This is a genomic window from Pseudomonas sp. KBN12P06040, assembly GCF_037574965.1.
Taxonomy (GTDB): domain Bacteria; phylum Pseudomonadota; class Gammaproteobacteria; order Pseudomonadales; family Pseudomonadaceae; genus Pseudomonas; species Pseudomonas aeruginosa.
In genome coordinates, this window is record NZ_JBBELS010000001.1 from 3504239 (window position 1) to 3519846 (window position 15608).

A 15608-nucleotide genomic window follows, 5' to 3' on the forward strand; every position below is an offset into this window, starting at 1 on the left:
GCCATGAACAGCAAGATCGATCTGAGCAACGCCCTGCCCGGCTCGCGCCGCGGCTTCCTCAAAGGCGCCGCGGTGGTCGGCCTGACCATCGGCTTCCAGTGGAGCGGAGCCCGGCGCGCCCTCGCCGCGGCCCTGCCGGACGCCGGCTTCGCGCCCAACGCCTTCCTGCGGATCGCCCCGGACGACAGTGTCACGGTGATCGCCAAGCACGTGGAGATGGGCCAGGGCGCCTATACCGGTATCGCCACCATCGTCGCCGAGGAACTCGACGCGGACTGGAGCAAGGTCCGCGTGGAAAGCGCGCCCGCCGACGCCAAGCGCTACGCCAACCTGGCCTTCGGCACCATGCAGGGCACCGGCGGCAGTTCGGCGATGGCCAACTCCTGGATGCAATTGCGCGAGGCCGGGGCCAAGGCGCGCGCGATGCTGGTCGAGGCCGCCGCCCGCCAGTGGCAGGTACCAGCCGCCGAACTGCGTACCCGCGACGGCTTCGTCGAACATCCGACCAGCCAGCGCAAGGCCAGCTACGGTTCGCTGGCCGCTGCGGCGGCGGAACTGCCGGTGCCGGAAAACGTGCAATTGAAGGATCCCAAGGACTTCCGCCTGATCGGTCACCAGGCGCCGCGCGTCGACGTTCCCGGCAAGACCGACGGCAGTGCGCAATTCACCCTCGACGTCAGCCTGCCCGGCATGCTGGTCGCCCTGCTCCAGCGCCCGCCGCTGTTCGGCGCTACGGTGAAATCGTTCGACGCCACGGCGACCAGGGCGATTCCGGGGGTGGTCGAGGTGGTCCAGGTGCCGCACGGCGTGGCGGTGGTCGCCAAGGGCTTCTGGGCGGCGAAGCAAGGCCGCGACGCGCTCAAGGTCGAGTGGGACGAGAGCAAGGCCGAGAAGCGTGGTTCCGAGGCGCTGATGGCGGAGTACCGCAAGCTCGCCGAGCAACCCGGCAAGCCCGCGCGCAGGGACGGAGACGCCGCCAAGGCGGTGGCCGGGGCGACCCGCAGGATCGCCGCCAGCTACGAGTTCCCGTTCCTTGCCCATGCGCCGATGGAGCCGCTGGACGCAGTGGTCAGGCTGACCGCCGACAGCTGCGAGATCTGGGCCGGCGACCAGTTCCAGACCGTCGACCAGGGCAACGCGGCGCGCACCGCCGGGCTGAAGCCGGAGCAGGTGAAGATCAATACGCTCTACGCCGGCGGCAGCTTCGGCCGGCGCGCCAACGCCTGGTCGGACTATATCGTCGAGGCGGTATCGATCGCCAAGGCGCTGGGCGCCAACGGCGTGCCGGTGAAGCTGCAATGGACCCGCGAGGACGACATCCACGGCGGCTTCTACCGGCCGATGTACTACCACCGGCTCGAAGCCGGGCTCGACGCCGACGGCAAGCTGGTCGGCTGGCAACATCGCATCGTCGGCCAGTCGATCCTGGAAGGCACGCCGTTCGCCGCGGTGATGGTCAAGGACGGCGTCGACGCCACCTCGGTGGAAGGCGCCGCCAACCTGCCCTATGCGGTGCCCAATGTCTCGGTCGAGCTGAGCACCACCCAGGTCGGTGTACCGGTCCTGTGGTGGCGGGTGGTCGGCAGCTCGCACACGGTCTACGCGGTGGAAGCGTTCATCGACGAGGCCGCGCAGGCCGCCGGCAAGGACCCCTACCTGTTCCGCCGCGACCTGCTGGCAGAGCAGCCGCGCCTGCGCGGCGTGCTCGAACTGGCCGCGGAAAAGGCCGGCTGGGACCCATCCAGGCCGCTGCCCGCCGGGCGCGGGCGCGGGATCGCGGTGACCGAGGCATTCAAGACCTTCGTCGCCCAGGTGGTCGAGGTCTCGGTGGACAAGGACGGCAAGCTGAAGGTCGAGCGGGTGGTCTGTGCGGTGGACTGTGGCATCCCGATCAACCCGGACGTGATCGCCGCGCAGATGGAGGGCGGCATCGGCTTCGGCCTCGGCGCGATCCTGCACAGCGCGATCACCCTGAAGGACGGCAAGGTCGAGCAGAACAACTTCGACGGCTACCAGGTGCTGCGGATCGCCGAGATGCCCAAGGTCGAAGTGCACATCGTGCCCTCCGGCGAAGCGCCCACCGGGGTCGGCGAACCCGGTGTGGCGCCCATCGGCCCGGCGCTGGCCAATGCGATCTTCGCCGCCACCGGGCAACGCCTGTACAACCTGCCCTTCCCCACCTCCTTCGCCAAGGCCTGAGCGAGACGCCCGCCGGCAGCTCCACGGCTGCCGGCGCGGCGCGGGCGGCCCTCCGAGGTTCGCCGCCGACCATACGGGTCCCCCCGGTGTCGCGCCGATTTGCCTCCGCCCGGCGTCGGGCGCAGACTTCAGCGTCCATTCGCCCGCGTAGCCAAGCATGACCGAGCCTCTCCCTTCTTCGTCCCTGGGCCCCGCCCTGCGTCGCTGGCGCCTGCTGCACCGGGTCAAGCAAACGCATGCCGCCGAATTGCTCGGCGTGGCGCAATCGACCATCTCGCGCTGGGAGTCCGGTACCCAGGCGCTGCTGGTGGAGGAACGGGCACGCCTGGAGCGTCTGCTCGGCGCCCGCCTGGAAGCCGCCGCCGACCAGGCACTGGCCCGCCTGGTCGAGGCCAACCCGCAACCCGTGCACCTGATCTGCGACCTCACCCATCGCCTGTTGGCCTGTTCGCCGGCACGCGCCGCGCAATTCGGCGTGCCTCTCGGCGAACTGCTCGACCGTTCGCTGTGGCCCTATTGCAGCGAGGAAATCCTCCGCCAGGAAGCCACCCTCGAGGAACTCGGCTGGCGCGAACTGCTGGCACCGCCGGCGCTGGAGTTCGCCAGCGGAGCGAACGCCTCGGCCATCGTGCCGATCCGGCGCAGCCGTTGCCGCTGGACCCGCATGACCCTCTCGGACGGACGCGCGGTGCGCCTGGTGGAAACCCTCTGACGTCGCCACGGATATTTTATCCATGGACCTTCAGCACCGCCGCGCCTAGGCTTGCAGGCTCGTTTCACCGGTAGCGGAGCCCGCGCCATGTCCCTCGAACTGCTGAGCAACCGCCTCGAATTCCTCCGCGAAGCCGAACGCCTGAAAGACGTCCTGCGCTCCGCGCACACCTCCTCCGGCCGCCCGGAAAGCACCGCCGAACATAGCTGGCGGCTGTGCCTGATGGCACTGGCCTTCGAGGACCAACTGGCCGGCCTGGACCTCGGCAAGGTTCTGCGCATGTGCGTGGTCCACGACCTCGGCGAAGCGATCCACGGCGACATCCCCGCCGTCGAGCAAGCGGCGCACCCGGACAAGGGCGAACAGGAACGCGCCGACCTGTTGCAGCTGACCCGTCATCTGGACACGCCGCTGCGCGATCGCCTGCTCGCCCTGTGGGACGAATACGAGCGCGGCGAGACCGCCGAAGCCCTGGCAGTGAAAGCGCTGGACAAGCTGGAAACCCTGTTCCAGCACACCCAGGGCGACAATCCGGCGGACTTCGACTATGCCTTCAACCTCGACTACGGCCGTCGCTATACCGATCGCGCACCGCTGTTCAAGACCCTGCGCGAGTTACTCGACGCCAGGACCCGACAGCGCCTCGCAGCTCGGCGCGACGCCTAGCGTGCGCCCGCCCGGGCAGCGTTACCAGCGCCACCGCCTACGTAGCTCGCCACGGTTACAGGGAAGCGGCTGGCACGTTTCCCACCGACCGGGGCCTGTCCTGCACGCCTCAGTAAAGGCGCGCCTTGATCAGCGGCCGCAGCAGGTAGTTGAGCACGCTGCGCTTGCCGCTGAGGATGTCCACCTCGGCAACCATCCCCGGAATGATCGGCAATACCTCCTCGCCGCGCTTCAGCTGGCTGCCATCGGTCTTGATCAGCACCTGGTAGTAGGACTCCTTGCCATGCGGGGTCTCCTCCTCGATGGTGTCGGCGCTGATCTGCTCCAGGGTGCCCTTGAGGTCGCCGTAGATGGTGTAGTCGTAGGCGGTGATCTTCACCTTGGCCGGCATGCCGGGAACCAGGAAGGCCACGTCGCGCGGCTTGATCTTCGCCTCCACCAGCAGACGCTCCTCTACCGGGATCACTTCCATGATCGGCTCGCCGGGCTGGATCACCCCGCCGCGGGTGTTGATCAGCACGGTGTTCACCCGCCCGCGCACCGGCGACAGGATCTCGGTGCGGCGCAACTGGTCCTGGCGCTGCTGGACGATCGGTTCCAGGGCGCTGAGATCGGCCTTGCGCTGGGCGCGCTCGGTATAGGCATCCTGGAAATAGGTGCTTTTCAGCTCGGTCAGCTTGCCGCTGAGGGTGGCGATGTCCTGGCTCAGCTTGAGCGCCTCCATCTGGCTCACCGCACGCTTGGCCACCAGCGGGCGAACCAGGTCGAGCTGGCTCTGCGCCAGGTGGATCTGCCGCTGGATCGCCTGGGTGCCCTCCACCAGTTTGTCGCGGCGCGACTTGAACAGCTCGCGTTCGGAACGCGCCAGCGGCCCCTCGGGATCGACGTCCGGCGGGAACTCGATGCTCTTCTTGCCGAGCACCTCGGCGTCGAGCCGGGCAATGGCCGCGCGCAGCACGCTGGCCTGGTTCGCCGACTCCTGGAAGTTGGTGAGGAAGCGCGTCTCGTCGAGGCGCACCAGCGGCTGGCCGACTTCCACCAGGTCGCCCTCCTTCACCAGCAGGCGGTCGAGGATGCCGCCCTCCAGGCTCTGGATCTTCTGGATGCGACTGAACGGCACGACCCGGCCGTCGCCGCGGGTCACCTCGTCCAGTTGCGCCCAGGCCGCCCAGCCGATGAACAGCAGCACGCAACCGAGCAGGGTCCAGAGCAGCGGCCGGTAGACCGGGTGGGTAGCCGCCAGCAACGGGTCGGCCAGTTGCCGGCGCAGGGCGGCGGCGTCGCGTTCAGAGTCCATGGTTGCCTCCTTCGGCGGCCTGCGGTGCCTGTACCTGGTTGCCCTGCACCACCTGCTCCAGCGGGCCGTCCATGATCACCCTGCCCTGGCGCAGGACCACCGCACGCTCGACCAGGGCGAGCATGCTTTTCTTGTGGGTGGTGATGACCAGGGTGCGCTTGCCCAACCATTGCTGCAGGTAGTCGATGACCTGTTTCTCGCTGCCCTGGTCGAAGGCCGCGGTCGGCTCGTCGAGCAGCAGGATCGGAGGGTCCTGTAGCAGCACCCGGGCCAGCCCGACGGCCTGGCGCTGGCCGCCGGACAGGCTGGCATTGCCCTGGATCGGCATGTCCAGCCCCAGCGGGTGGCCGCGGACGAAGGCGCCCAGGCCGACCCCGTCGAGGGTCTCCAGCAGTTCCTCGTCGCCCAGCGCGGCGTTCTCCAGGTTGAGGTTGTCGCGCAGGCTGCCATGGAACAGCGCCACGTCCTGCGGCAGGTAGCCGATACCGCGCTGGCGGTCGGCTGGGTCGATCTGGGTCAGGCTGACGTCGTCCAGCAGCAGGCGTCCCGCCTGCGCGTCGAGCAGGCCGCTGAGCAGGCGCAGCAGGGTCGACTTGCCGGCGCCGTTGCCGCCGAGCAGCGCCACCCGCTCGCCAGCGCGGATGTTCAGGGCCTGCACGTCGACCACCGGCGGGCTGTCGCCGTGGGCCAGGCGCACGCCCTCCAGGCGGTAATGTCCCTGCAGGCGCTCCTTGTGCACGAAGCGCTTGCCCTGGGGGCGCTCCTGCTCGGCGCTCATCAGTTGATCAAGGCCTTCCATCGCCACCTTGGTGTGCTGCCAGCGACCGAGGATGCCGGCCGCCTGCGACAGCGGTGCGATGGCCCGCGAGGCGAGGATCGAGCAGGCCACCAGGCCGCCGACGGTCATCGCGCCCTCGCTGATCCGATAGACGCCGAAGACCACCACGCCGACGTAGCAGAGCTGCTGGACGATGCTCGCCGAGTAGCTCAGGGTCGAGGCCAGGGTATGGGTCTTCATCGCCGTGCTGGCCAGTTCGCCGGTCAGGGTTTCCCACTGGTGCAGGCAGCGGCCTTCGGCGCGGGTCGCCTTGACCGTCTCCAGGTGCTCGAAGGCTTCCAGCAGCACGCCGTTCTTCATCGCCCCTTCGCGCAGGTTCTGCCGCGACAGGTGGCCGAGCAGGCGCTGGGTCAGCAGCCCCGGCAGGATCATCAGCACGCAGGCCACCAGCGGCACCCAGACCACATGGCCGCCGATCACGGCGATGATCAGCAGGAAGATCGCCACGAACGGCAGGTCGCTGATCAGCGCCGCGCTGGACGAGGTGAAGAACTCGCGCACCGACTCGAACTCCCGCACCTGGGTACTGAAGGCGCCCATCGACGCCGGCTTGGCGGCGACCCGGGTGCTCAGCACGCGGGAGAACAGCAGGGTCGAGAGTTGCAGGTCGAGGCGCTTGCCGAGCACATTGAGCAGGTGGCCGCGCATGATCCGCAGGACCCCGTCGAGGACGATCGCCAGGGCCACGCCGCTGGCGAGGATCCACAGGGTGTCGAACGCCGCGTTGGGCACCACGCGGTCGTAGACCTGCATGGCGAACAGTGCCGAGGCGACCGCCAGGACGTTGGCCACCAGCGCCGCGGCGGTGACCTCGGCGTAGGAACGCCAGAGCCGCTTGAGCGGGCCGAAGAACCAGTGCTCGGGCAAGGCGCTGGCGTAGTCGCCGACCCGCCCGTCCGGCCGGTAGCGACACTTGGCGAAGATCGCCGTGCCACTGTACAGCGCTTCCAGCTCGGCCAGCGGCATCCTCTGGCTTCCGCCGTCGCTCTGCGGCACCAGCACCTCGGCGTGCTCGCCGTCGTTGCCCACCAGCACCAGGGCGCGGCCGTCGTCGAGCAGCAGCAGGGCCGGCAGCAGGTAGCGGTCGATCCGGCGCAACGGCTGGCGGGTGACCTGGGCGGTGATGTCGGCGCGGCGCAACGCGCGGGCCACCAGGTGCAACGGCAGGCGACCGTGCTCCAGCGGCATGCCGTCCACCAGTTCGGCGTCGCCGAGTGGCCGGCCGAGCTGCCGGCAGAGCAGCAGCAGGCCCTGGCGCAACGGGTCGACGATGGGGTCGTGGTTGAGGATCACGACGTTATCCGGGGTTTTCTCAGCTTCCATGATTCAGCCGGTTCTCCAATAGCGGACCCAACAGGCCGACTTGCGCGGCCGCCCGATACTCGATGCGCTTGCGTTCGATCCGCAGGTTGATCAGTTGCCGCTCTGCCTCGAACCGCTCGCGCTGCACGTTGAGCAGGTCGATCACGTCGCGCCGACCAACCTCGAACTGTTCGCGATACAACTCGCCGACCTGCTCCGACTCGGTCACCTGCTGGGTCAGCGACTGTTCCCGCCAGCGCAGCGTGTCGCCGTTGTCGAAGAGGTTCTGCAGTTGCCGGCGGATGTCGCGCTGCATCGCGTCGGCGCTCCATTTCGCCGATTCCAGGCGCTGCTGCGCGGCGGTCGGCCGGCGGAAGTTGGAAAGCCCCTGGAAGGTGTCCATGCGGAAGCGCAGGGATACCACCGAGTCGCTTTCCGGATGCCCGCCGATCTCCCGGCGCAGCGCGCTGGCCTCCAGGTTCAGTTGCGGCAGCAGCGACGCCTTGGCCTCGCGAACCTCGGCCTCGGCGACATTGGCGTCCTCCAGGGCCTTGCGCTGCAAAGGCGATTCGCGGATCACCCGCGCCATATCGCTGGCCGCCAGGTAGCGTTGCAGCGACATCGGCTCGGGCTCCACCAGGTCGGCGGGCTCCTGGCCAACCAGGATCGCGTACTGGTTGCGCGCGTCCTGCAGGTTGCCCTTCTCCAGCGACAACTGCTCCTGGGCCCGCGACAGTTCCAGATTGGCGCGATCCAGCTCGCTGCGGTCGGCGTAGCCGTCGCCGCCGCGCGCCTGGGTCATCTCGCGGATGCCGTCGAGGCGCTGGATGTGTTCGCGCACCACCTCCACCCGGCGCTCCGAGGCGAGCACGTCGAGGTAGGTCTCGACGATATCCAGCGCCGCGTCGTCGCGCGCCACCAGCACCGCCTCGGACAGCTTGCGCTGGGTCGCGCTGGCGCTGTCGACCTTGCTCGTCACCCGCCCCCAGTCGTACAGCATCTGCGACGCGGTGAGATCGTAGACGATCTCGCCGAAGTCGAACTCCTGCGGCCCTCCGGACATCGTCACGGAGGGGTAGTACCCCCCTTTGGCCATCTCCACCTCGGTGCCTGCGCGGTCCGCTTCGGCCATCGCGGATCGTACTTCCGGGTGGATCGCCAGCCCTGCCCTGACCGCCTGGTCGAGGGGCATGGCCGACTCGAACATCGGCAGGCCCAGGGAAAGGAGCCAGATGGCTCCCTTCCCATGCCGCCGTCCCTTGCGCGCGTACTGCCTGCGCCCGCGCATCAGACCACGACCTGTACCGTGTTGTCCTCGATCAGCAGGGTGGTACTGCCGAAGGTGTAGACGTCGTAGGTAATGCCGTTGATCAGTTGCGTGGTACCGGTATTCACCGCACCCACCACGTTCAGGGTGTCGTTGTTCTCGCCGGTGATCTGCAACGTGTTGTTGGCATCGGTGATGGCATCCACCTCCGCCGCGGTCAGGGTCAGCACGCTACCCGAATCGCCCTTGCCGAGGTCTATGCGCTCGAGGTTGCTGAGCGTGCCGACGCCGACGGCGTTGTAGTCGAGGTCGATGCCGTTGGCCAGGACCAGGGTGTCGAACCCGGCGCCGCCATCGATGCTGACGAAATCGGTCGCGGTGATCTGGATGGTGTCGTTGCCGTTGCCGGCCACCACGTGATCGCCGGTGCCCACGTTGAAGATCAGGTCGCTGCCGTCGCCGCCGTTGATGTGCTCCGAACTGCCGTTGGCGCCGGACAGCACGTCGTCGCCGGAAGTACCGTTGACATCGATCTGGCCGATGTTGAGCGACAGTCCGTTGGGGGTCAGGGTGATCCCGTAGGCGGCGCTGTCGTTGCCGTTGCTGTCGGTGGACACCAGGTTGAACGAGATCTGCGAGCCGAGGTTGAGGATGTCGGTGATGTTCAGCCCCAACTGGGTGAGGATGGTCGGGCTCAGCAGGTTCAGCGAGAAGTTGCCGGACGAGTCCGCCTGGATCGGCAGCAATTCGACGTTCAACGCCGGGGTGATGACCCGGATCACCACGCTGGAGTTGGGCTCGGTGGTGCCGCTGAAACCGAAACGCGGGTTCAGCGGGTTGAGGCTGACGTCGAGGCCGAAGTTACCGATGGTCACCGGTTGCTCGATGCTGGTGCCGATGCCGATGCTCGCCGTGTTGCTCGGGTTGCCGGCCGGGTCGCGACCGACCACCGACACCTGGGCATTGAGCAACTGGTCCCAACTGAAGTCGATATCCAGGTCGGTGAGCAGGTTCAGCGACGCCAGCCCGCTGTTGTCGGCGGTCACCGTGGCGGTGGCGGTCACCCCGCCGACGTCGACGGTGACCGTCAGCTCGGTGCCCGGCTCCGCCGAGATGGTCAGGATGTTGCCGACCAGGGACAGCACCGGGGTCGCCGGCGGAATGGTGTCGATGGTGAACGGCACCGGGGTCGACGCGGTGCCGCCGTTGATGTCGGCGGTGACGGTCGAGGCGCCCTCCGGGAACGGGCCCATGCCGCCGGGAGGCGTCAGGGTCAGGGTCAGGTTGCCGGCGGCGATGTCGCCGGCGGTGAGGGTATGGCTGACCTCGGCCTCGTAGCCGTTCTGCCCGGCGAACTTGACCGTGACCACCTGGCCGACCTGCATGGTCGGACGGACCGTCACATCGACCTGGATGCCGTCGCCGATCTCCGCGGCGTTGATCCAGGTATCGGCGGCTTCCGGCACGCTGATGGTCGGCGGCGCCAGGTCCGGCGCGTTGATGGTGGCCGGCCCGCTGACGTTGCCGGCGGCGTCCACGGCAACCCCGGCGATCAGTTCGCCGGTGATCAGCGGCGGCGCGAACGGCAGGCTGAAGTTGCCGGCGCCGTCGACGGTGACCGTGATCGGGTTGGCGGTGTCGCCGTTGACCACGATACGCACCTGGCTGTTCGGCTCGGCGGTGCCGGTCAGCAGCGCGCCGTCGGCGCTGATGCTCAGCAGCGGAGCGGACGGCGCCACCGAGTCCACCGTGGTGCTGGCCGGACCGCTGGCGTTGCCCGCGGCGTCCTCGGCGACGGCGTTGATCACCGTACCGTTGGCCAGCGGCGTGCCGGGGGTGAAGGTCCAGTTGCCACTGCCGTCGGCGGTGGTCTCGCCGATCGGGTTGCCGTTGCCGTCGGTGAGGATCACTTTGGCGCCGACCTCGGCGGTGCCGGTGATCACGCTGCCGTTGCTGGCATTGATCACCGGCGTGGCCGGCGCCACCGTATCCACCGTGGTGCTGGCCGGACCGCTGGTATTGCCGGCCGGGTCCTGGGCCACGGCGTTGACCACCGTGCCGTTGGCCAGCGGCGTGCCCGGCGTGAAGCTCCAGTTGCCGCTGCCGTCGGCAAGGGTCTGGCCGATCGGGTTGCCATTGCCATCGGTGAGGATCACCCGGACGCCGGGTTCGGCGGTGCCGCTGAGTTCGACACCATTGCTCGGGTCGATCACCGGAGTGGCCGGAGCCACCGCGTCCACCGTGGTGCTGACCGGACCGCTGGTGTTGCCGGCGGCGTCCTGGGCCACCGCGTTGATCACCGTGCCGTTGGTCAGCGGTGTGCCCGGAGTGAAGCTCCAGTTGCCGCTGCCATCGGCGGTGGCCTGCCCTATCGGGTTGCCGCCGCCATCGGTGAGGATCACCGTGGCGCCGGCTTCGGCGGTACCGCTGATCACCGTACCGTTGCTCGGATCGAGCACCGGGGTGGCCGGGGCTACCGAGTCCACCGTGGTGCTGGCCGGGCCGCTGGTGTTGCCGGCGGCGTCCTGGGCCACCGCATTGACCACCGAGCCGTTGGCCAGCGGTGTGCCCGGGGTGAAGCTCCAGTTGCCGCTGCCATCGGCAGTGGCCTGGCCGATCGGGTTGCCGCCGCCGTCGGTGAGGATCACCGTGGCGCCGGCTTCCGCGGTACCGGCGATCACGCTGCCGTTGCTCGGGTTGACCACCGGGGTGGCCGGGGCCACCGCGTCCACCGTGGTGCTGGTCGGGCCGCTGGTATTGCCGGCCGGATCCTGGGCCACCGCATTGATCACCGTGCCGTTGGCCAGCGGCGTGCCCGGGGTGAAGCTCCAGTTGCCGCTGCCATCGGCGGTGGCCTGGCCGATCGGGTTGCCGCCGCCATCGGTGAGGATCACCGTCGCACCGGCTTCCGCGGTACCGGCGATCACGCTGCCGTTGCTCGGGTCGATCACCGGCGCGGCCGGCGCCACCGAGTCCACCGTGGTGCTGGCCGGGCCGCTGGTGTTGCCGGCAGCGTCCTGGGCCACCGCATTGACAACCGTGCCATTGGACAGCGGCGTGCCGGGCGTGAAGCTCCAGTTGCCGCTGCCATCGGCGGTGACCTGGCCGATCGGGTTGCCGTTGCCGTCGGTGAGGATCACCGTGGCACCAGCCTCGGCGGTACCGGCGATCACGCTACCGTTGCTCGGATCGATCACCGGGGCTGCTGGCGCCAGCGAGTCGACGGTGGCGCTGGTGGGACTGCTGTTGTTGCCGGCGGCGTCCTGGGCCAGCGCATTGATCACCGTGCCGTTGGCCAACGGCGTGGCGGGCGTGAAGGCCCAGTTGCCGCTGCCGTCGGCGGTGACCTGGCCGATCGGGTTGCCGTTGCCGTCGGTGAGGATCACCGTGGCCCCGGCTTCCGCCGTACCGCTGATGACGACTCCGTTGCTCGGATCGATCACCGGCGCCGGCGGGGCGATGGCATCGACGGTGACGCTGGCCGGACCGCTGGTGTTGCCGGCTGGGTCCTGGGCCACCGCGTTGATCACGGTGCCGTTGGCCAGCGGGGTGCCCGGGGTGAACGTCCAGTTGCCGCTGCCGTCGGCGGTGGCCTGGCCGATCGGGTTGCCGCCGCCATCGGTGAGGATCACCGTCGCGCCAGCTTCCGCGGTACCGCTTATCTCGGTGCCGTTGCTCGGATCGATCACCGGCGCCGCCGGGGCCACGCCATCCACCGTGATCACCGCCGGCGCACTGTCGACATTGCTTGGGCTGCGCGCCACCACGTTGACCACCGTGCCATCCGGCAGCGGGATGCCTGGAGTGAAGGACCAGTTGCCGCTGCCGTCGGCGGTGACCTGGCCAATCGGGTTGCCGTTGCCATCGGTGATGATGATGGTGTTGCCGGCGTCCGCGGTGCCGCTGATCACCGAGCCGTTGCTCGGATCCACCTGCGGGATCGACGGCAGTGAGGAATCCACCGTCGTGGTAGCGGGAGGGCTGGTATTGCCGGCGGCGTCGCTCGCGGTCACGTTGACCACGGTGCCGTTGGGCAGTTGCGAGCCGGGCGTGAAGCTCCAGTTGCCGCTGCCATCGGCGGTGGTCTGGCCGATCGGGTTGCCGTTGCCGTCGGTCAAGGTCACGGTGCTGCCCGGCTCGGCGGTACCGTTGAGCAGGTTGCCGTTGCTCGGATTGACCACAGGCGTGTTCGGCGCCACCGCGTCCACGGTAGTGCTGCCCTGCGGGCCGGTATTGCCCGCAGGGTCCTGGGCCACGGCGTTGACCACCGTGCCGTTGGCCAGCGGCGTGGCGGGCGTGAAGGTCCAGTTGCCGCTGCCGTCGGCGGTGGTTTCGCCGATCGGGTTGCCGTTGCCGTCGGTGAGGATCACCTTGGCCCCGGCCTCCGCGGTGCCGCTGATGGTCGTGCCGTTGCTCGGGTTGACCACCGGCGCGGCCGGCGCCACCGAGTCCACCGTGGTGGCGGCCTGCGGGCCGGTATTGCCGGTCGGGTCGGTGGCCGTGGCGACGATCACCGTGCCGTTGGCCAGCGGCGTGCCCGGCGTGAAGCTCCAGTTGCCGCTGCCGTCGGCGGTGACCTGCCCTATCGGGTTGCCGCCGGCATCGGTGAGGGTCACGGTGGCACCGGCCTCGGCGGTGCCGCTGATGACGACGCCGTTGCTCGGGTTGATCACCGGCGCCGGCGGCGCGCTGGAATCGACGGTCACCGTCGCCGGCGGGCTGCTGTTACCGGCGGCGTCCTCGGCCACCACGTTGACCACAGTACCGTTGGCGATCGGCGTGGACGGGGTGTAGGTCCAGTTGCCGCTGCCGTCGGCGGTGACCTCGGCGATCGGATTGCCGTTGCCGTCGGTGAGAATCACCGTGCTGCCCGGTTCCGCAGTGCCGCTGAGGCTGCTGCCATTGCTCAGGTTGACGGTCGGCGTGGCCGGCGCGATGGCGTCCACGGTAGTGCTGCCCTGGCCGCCAGTATTGCCGGCCGGGTCGGTAGCGGTGGCGTTGACCACGGTTCCATCCGCCAGCGGCGTGGACGGGGTGAAGCTCCAGTTGCCGCTGCCGTCGGCGGTGACCTGCCCGATCGGATTGCCGCTGCCATCGGTCAGGGTCACCGTGGCGCCCGGTTCGGCGGTGCCGCTGATCTCCGCGCCGTTGCTCGGGTTGACCACCGGCGCGGCCGGCGCCACCGAGTCCACGGTGGTGCTGGCCGGAGCGCTGGTATTGCCGGTCGGGTCGCTGGCCGTGGCGTTGACCACGGTGCCGTTGGCCAGCGGCGTGCCCGGTGTGAAGCTCCAGTTGCCGCTGCCATCGGCGGTGACCTGGCCAATCGGGTTGCCGTTGCCGTCGGTCAGGGTCACGGTGGCGCCCGGCTCGGCGGTGCCGCTGAGCGTGGTGCCGTTGCTCGGGTTGACCACTGGCGTGGCCGGTGCCACGGCGTCCACGGTGACGCTGGCCGGCGAACTGGCGTTGCCGGACGGGTCGGTAGCCGTGGCGTTGACCACCGTGCCGTTGGGCAACGGTGTGCTCGGGGTGAAGGTCCAGTTGCCGCTGCCGTCGGCGGTGACCTGCCCTATCGGGTTACCGTTGCCGTCGGTCAGGGTCACGCTACTGCCCGGCTCGGCGGTGCCGCTGAGGGTCGTACCGTTGCTCGGATCGACGGTGGGCGTGGCCGGCGCGACGGCATCCACGGTAACGCTGGCCGGCGGACTGCTGTTGCCGGCGGCATCTCTGGCCACCACGTTGACCACGGTACCGTCCGGCAGCGGGGTGGACGGCGTGAAAGACCAGTTGCCGTTGGCATCGGCGGTGGTCTGGCCGATCGGATTGCCATTGCCGTCGGTCAGGGTCACGCTGCTGCCCGGTTCGGCAGTCCCGCTGAGTTCGCTGCCGTTGCTCGGCTCGACCACCGGCGCGCTCGGCGCCACGCCGTCGACGGTGATGGAGGTCGCCGGGCTGCTGTTGCCGGCGGCGTCCCTGGCCACCACATTGACCACGGTGCCATCCGGCAGTTGGCTACCGGGGGTGAAGCTCCAGTTGCCGTTGGCATCGGCGCTGGTCTGGCCGATCGGATTGCCGTTGCCGTCGGTGATCACGATGGTCACGCCCGCTTCCGCCGTACCACTGAGGACGCTGCCGTTGCTGGCATTGACCTGGGGCGCGTCGGGGAAGTCAGGGGCTTCGGCGGTGACCGGGGTGCTGCTGTTGCCGGCCGGGTCGGTAACGATCACCGTCACCGTCTCGCCATTGGTCAGCGGCGGGTTCAGCGGAGCGGTGAAATTGCCGTTGGCATCGGCGATCACGGTGAGGTCCGGCTTGCCGTCGCCATTGGTATCGATGCCGACGCTCGCGCCGGCCTCGGCCTGGCCGCTGATGCTGCTGCCGTCAGGCGCTATCTTCAGGCCGCTGGCCGCCTTCGGCGGAGTGGTGTCCGGGGGCACCGAAGAACCGCCGCCGCCACCGCCGCCGCTGCTGTTGGAAATAGCCACCCCGGCGCCGATGGCCGCCGCACCGACCAGCAGCGCAGTCCCTGCGCTCATGCCACCGAGCACACCGGCGCCGGTCAGCGACTCGAAACCGGCCAGGCTTTCCTGCGGGATGTAGCCGGCCATCAGCGGCCCGTCGGCGGCGACCGGCGGCAGGTCTACCGCCACCAGCTTGTCCTTGTCGGCCAGGAACAACTGGCTGGAAGGCTGGCCTTCCGCATAGAAGTTGGCGATGCGTACGCTTTCCCCGGTCTTCAACTGGACGATCAGGTCCGAACCGCTCTTCGAGTATCCCGCCACCGACTCCGGTGCGACATCGAGCGCGATATTACTGCTCTGGGAGAGTTTGAGTATCCCGTTTTCCGGAACCTCGACGGCAGCCGCAGAAGAAATACTCTGATCGATAGGGGTAACTTTCGCCTGGATCGACATTTCCGACATTCCTCTTGTCAAGCAGCGACCGAACGGCCGCACCATGTAATCCAGAAATAGCAGCTTTTAAATAAAAGGCGAGTCTGACTTTATATATAACGACTAAGAAAACCCCCATGAAAAATTCAATTTAGATAACCCCTGGAGAACATGCAGCCATTTAGCCATCACACGCCTATCTAATTGATAAACAATATATAATCAAAAAGTTATAATACTTTATAAACAACCCCCATCACCTGGCACGGCAAATCGACTAAATAACCCAGCGGGCAAATATCAGAACTCTACGATGCGTATTTCATAAAAAACCGGGAGAAATGAAATAGCACTTCCCGGCACTTCGTAGTTCGTCGGCGCGAGGCGACGGCAAGACGCCCCCGACAGTTCCAACGGAAAGCATCGCCGGGCATCCC

General features: G+C 68.4%; 7 protein-coding genes. 3 read left to right on the forward strand and 4 right to left on the reverse strand.

Translation table 11 applies throughout. The features are described from left to right. Positions 1-3 precede the first annotated feature (3 nt). The 3 genes from VQ067_RS16460 (at position 4) to VQ067_RS16470 (ending at position 3577) form a co-directional block, all read left to right on the forward strand. The gene (locus VQ067_RS16460) at positions 4-2199 is read left to right on the forward strand and encodes a xanthine dehydrogenase family protein molybdopterin-binding subunit (protein ID WP_003139882.1); all 2196 of its coding nucleotides are present in this window, start codon (positions 4-6) and stop codon (positions 2197-2199) included. A 157-nt stretch (positions 2200-2356) separates the two neighbouring features. Next, positions 2357-2911 (forward strand): helix-turn-helix domain-containing protein, encoded by a 555-nt coding sequence (locus VQ067_RS16465; protein WP_003088112.1) that lies wholly within the window; start codon positions 2357-2359, stop codon positions 2909-2911. Between the two features lie 87 nt (positions 2912-2998). Continuing rightward, entirely contained in the window at positions 2999-3577 is a 579-nt protein-coding gene (locus VQ067_RS16470; RefSeq protein ID WP_033991668.1) for an HD domain-containing protein, read from the forward strand. 109 nt (positions 3578-3686) lie between these two features. Here the strand turns inward: VQ067_RS16470 and VQ067_RS16475 are convergent, their stop codons facing one another. From VQ067_RS16475 to VQ067_RS16490, 4 genes are read right to left on the reverse strand one after another with little or no spacing between them, the layout of a single operon-like run. Beyond that, positions 3687-4874 (reverse strand): HlyD family efflux transporter periplasmic adaptor subunit, encoded by a 1188-nt coding sequence (locus VQ067_RS16475; protein ID WP_003132729.1) that lies wholly within the window; start codon positions 4872-4874, stop codon positions 3687-3689. Further along, positions 4864-7035, reverse strand: a complete 2172-nt coding sequence (locus VQ067_RS16480) for a type I secretion system permease/ATPase (protein ID WP_023106617.1) — start codon at positions 7033-7035, stop codon at positions 4864-4866. The genes VQ067_RS16475 and VQ067_RS16480 overlap by 11 nt, the downstream gene beginning before the upstream one ends. After that, positions 7025-8302 (reverse strand): TolC family protein, encoded by a 1278-nt coding sequence (locus tag VQ067_RS16485; protein WP_340080866.1) that lies wholly within the window; start codon positions 8300-8302, stop codon positions 7025-7027. Before VQ067_RS16485 ends, VQ067_RS16480 begins: the two co-directional genes overlap by 11 nt. Further along, positions 8302-15192 (reverse strand): Ig-like domain-containing protein, encoded by a 6891-nt coding sequence (locus tag VQ067_RS16490; protein ID WP_033991666.1) that lies wholly within the window; start codon positions 15190-15192, stop codon positions 8302-8304. The genes VQ067_RS16485 and VQ067_RS16490 overlap by 1 nt, the downstream gene beginning before the upstream one ends. Between the last annotated feature and the right edge of the window lie 416 nt (positions 15193-15608).

Bases quoted from the DNA above. Each gene is read 5' to 3' on its own strand.
- VQ067_RS16490 (WP_033991666.1), bottom strand. From the start codon at position 15,192: ATGTCGATCCAGGCGAAAGTTACCCCTATCGATCAGAGTATTTCTTCT.
- VQ067_RS16475 (WP_003132729.1), bottom strand. From the start codon at position 4,874: ATGGACTCTGAACGCGACGCCGCCGCCCTGCGCCGGCAACTGGCCGAC.
- VQ067_RS16480 (WP_023106617.1), bottom strand. From the start codon at position 7,035: ATGGAAGCTGAGAAAACCCCGGATAACGTCGTGATCCTCAACCACGAC.
- VQ067_RS16465 (WP_003088112.1), top strand. From the start codon at position 2,357: ATGACCGAGCCTCTCCCTTCTTCGTCCCTGGGCCCCGCCCTGCGTCGC.
- VQ067_RS16470 (WP_033991668.1), top strand. From the start codon at position 2,999: ATGTCCCTCGAACTGCTGAGCAACCGCCTCGAATTCCTCCGCGAAGCC.
- VQ067_RS16460 (WP_003139882.1), top strand. From the start codon at position 4: ATGAACAGCAAGATCGATCTGAGCAACGCCCTGCCCGGCTCGCGCCGC.
- VQ067_RS16485 (WP_340080866.1), bottom strand. From the start codon at position 8,302: ATGCGCGGGCGCAGGCAGTACGCGCGCAAGGGACGGCGGCATGGGAAG.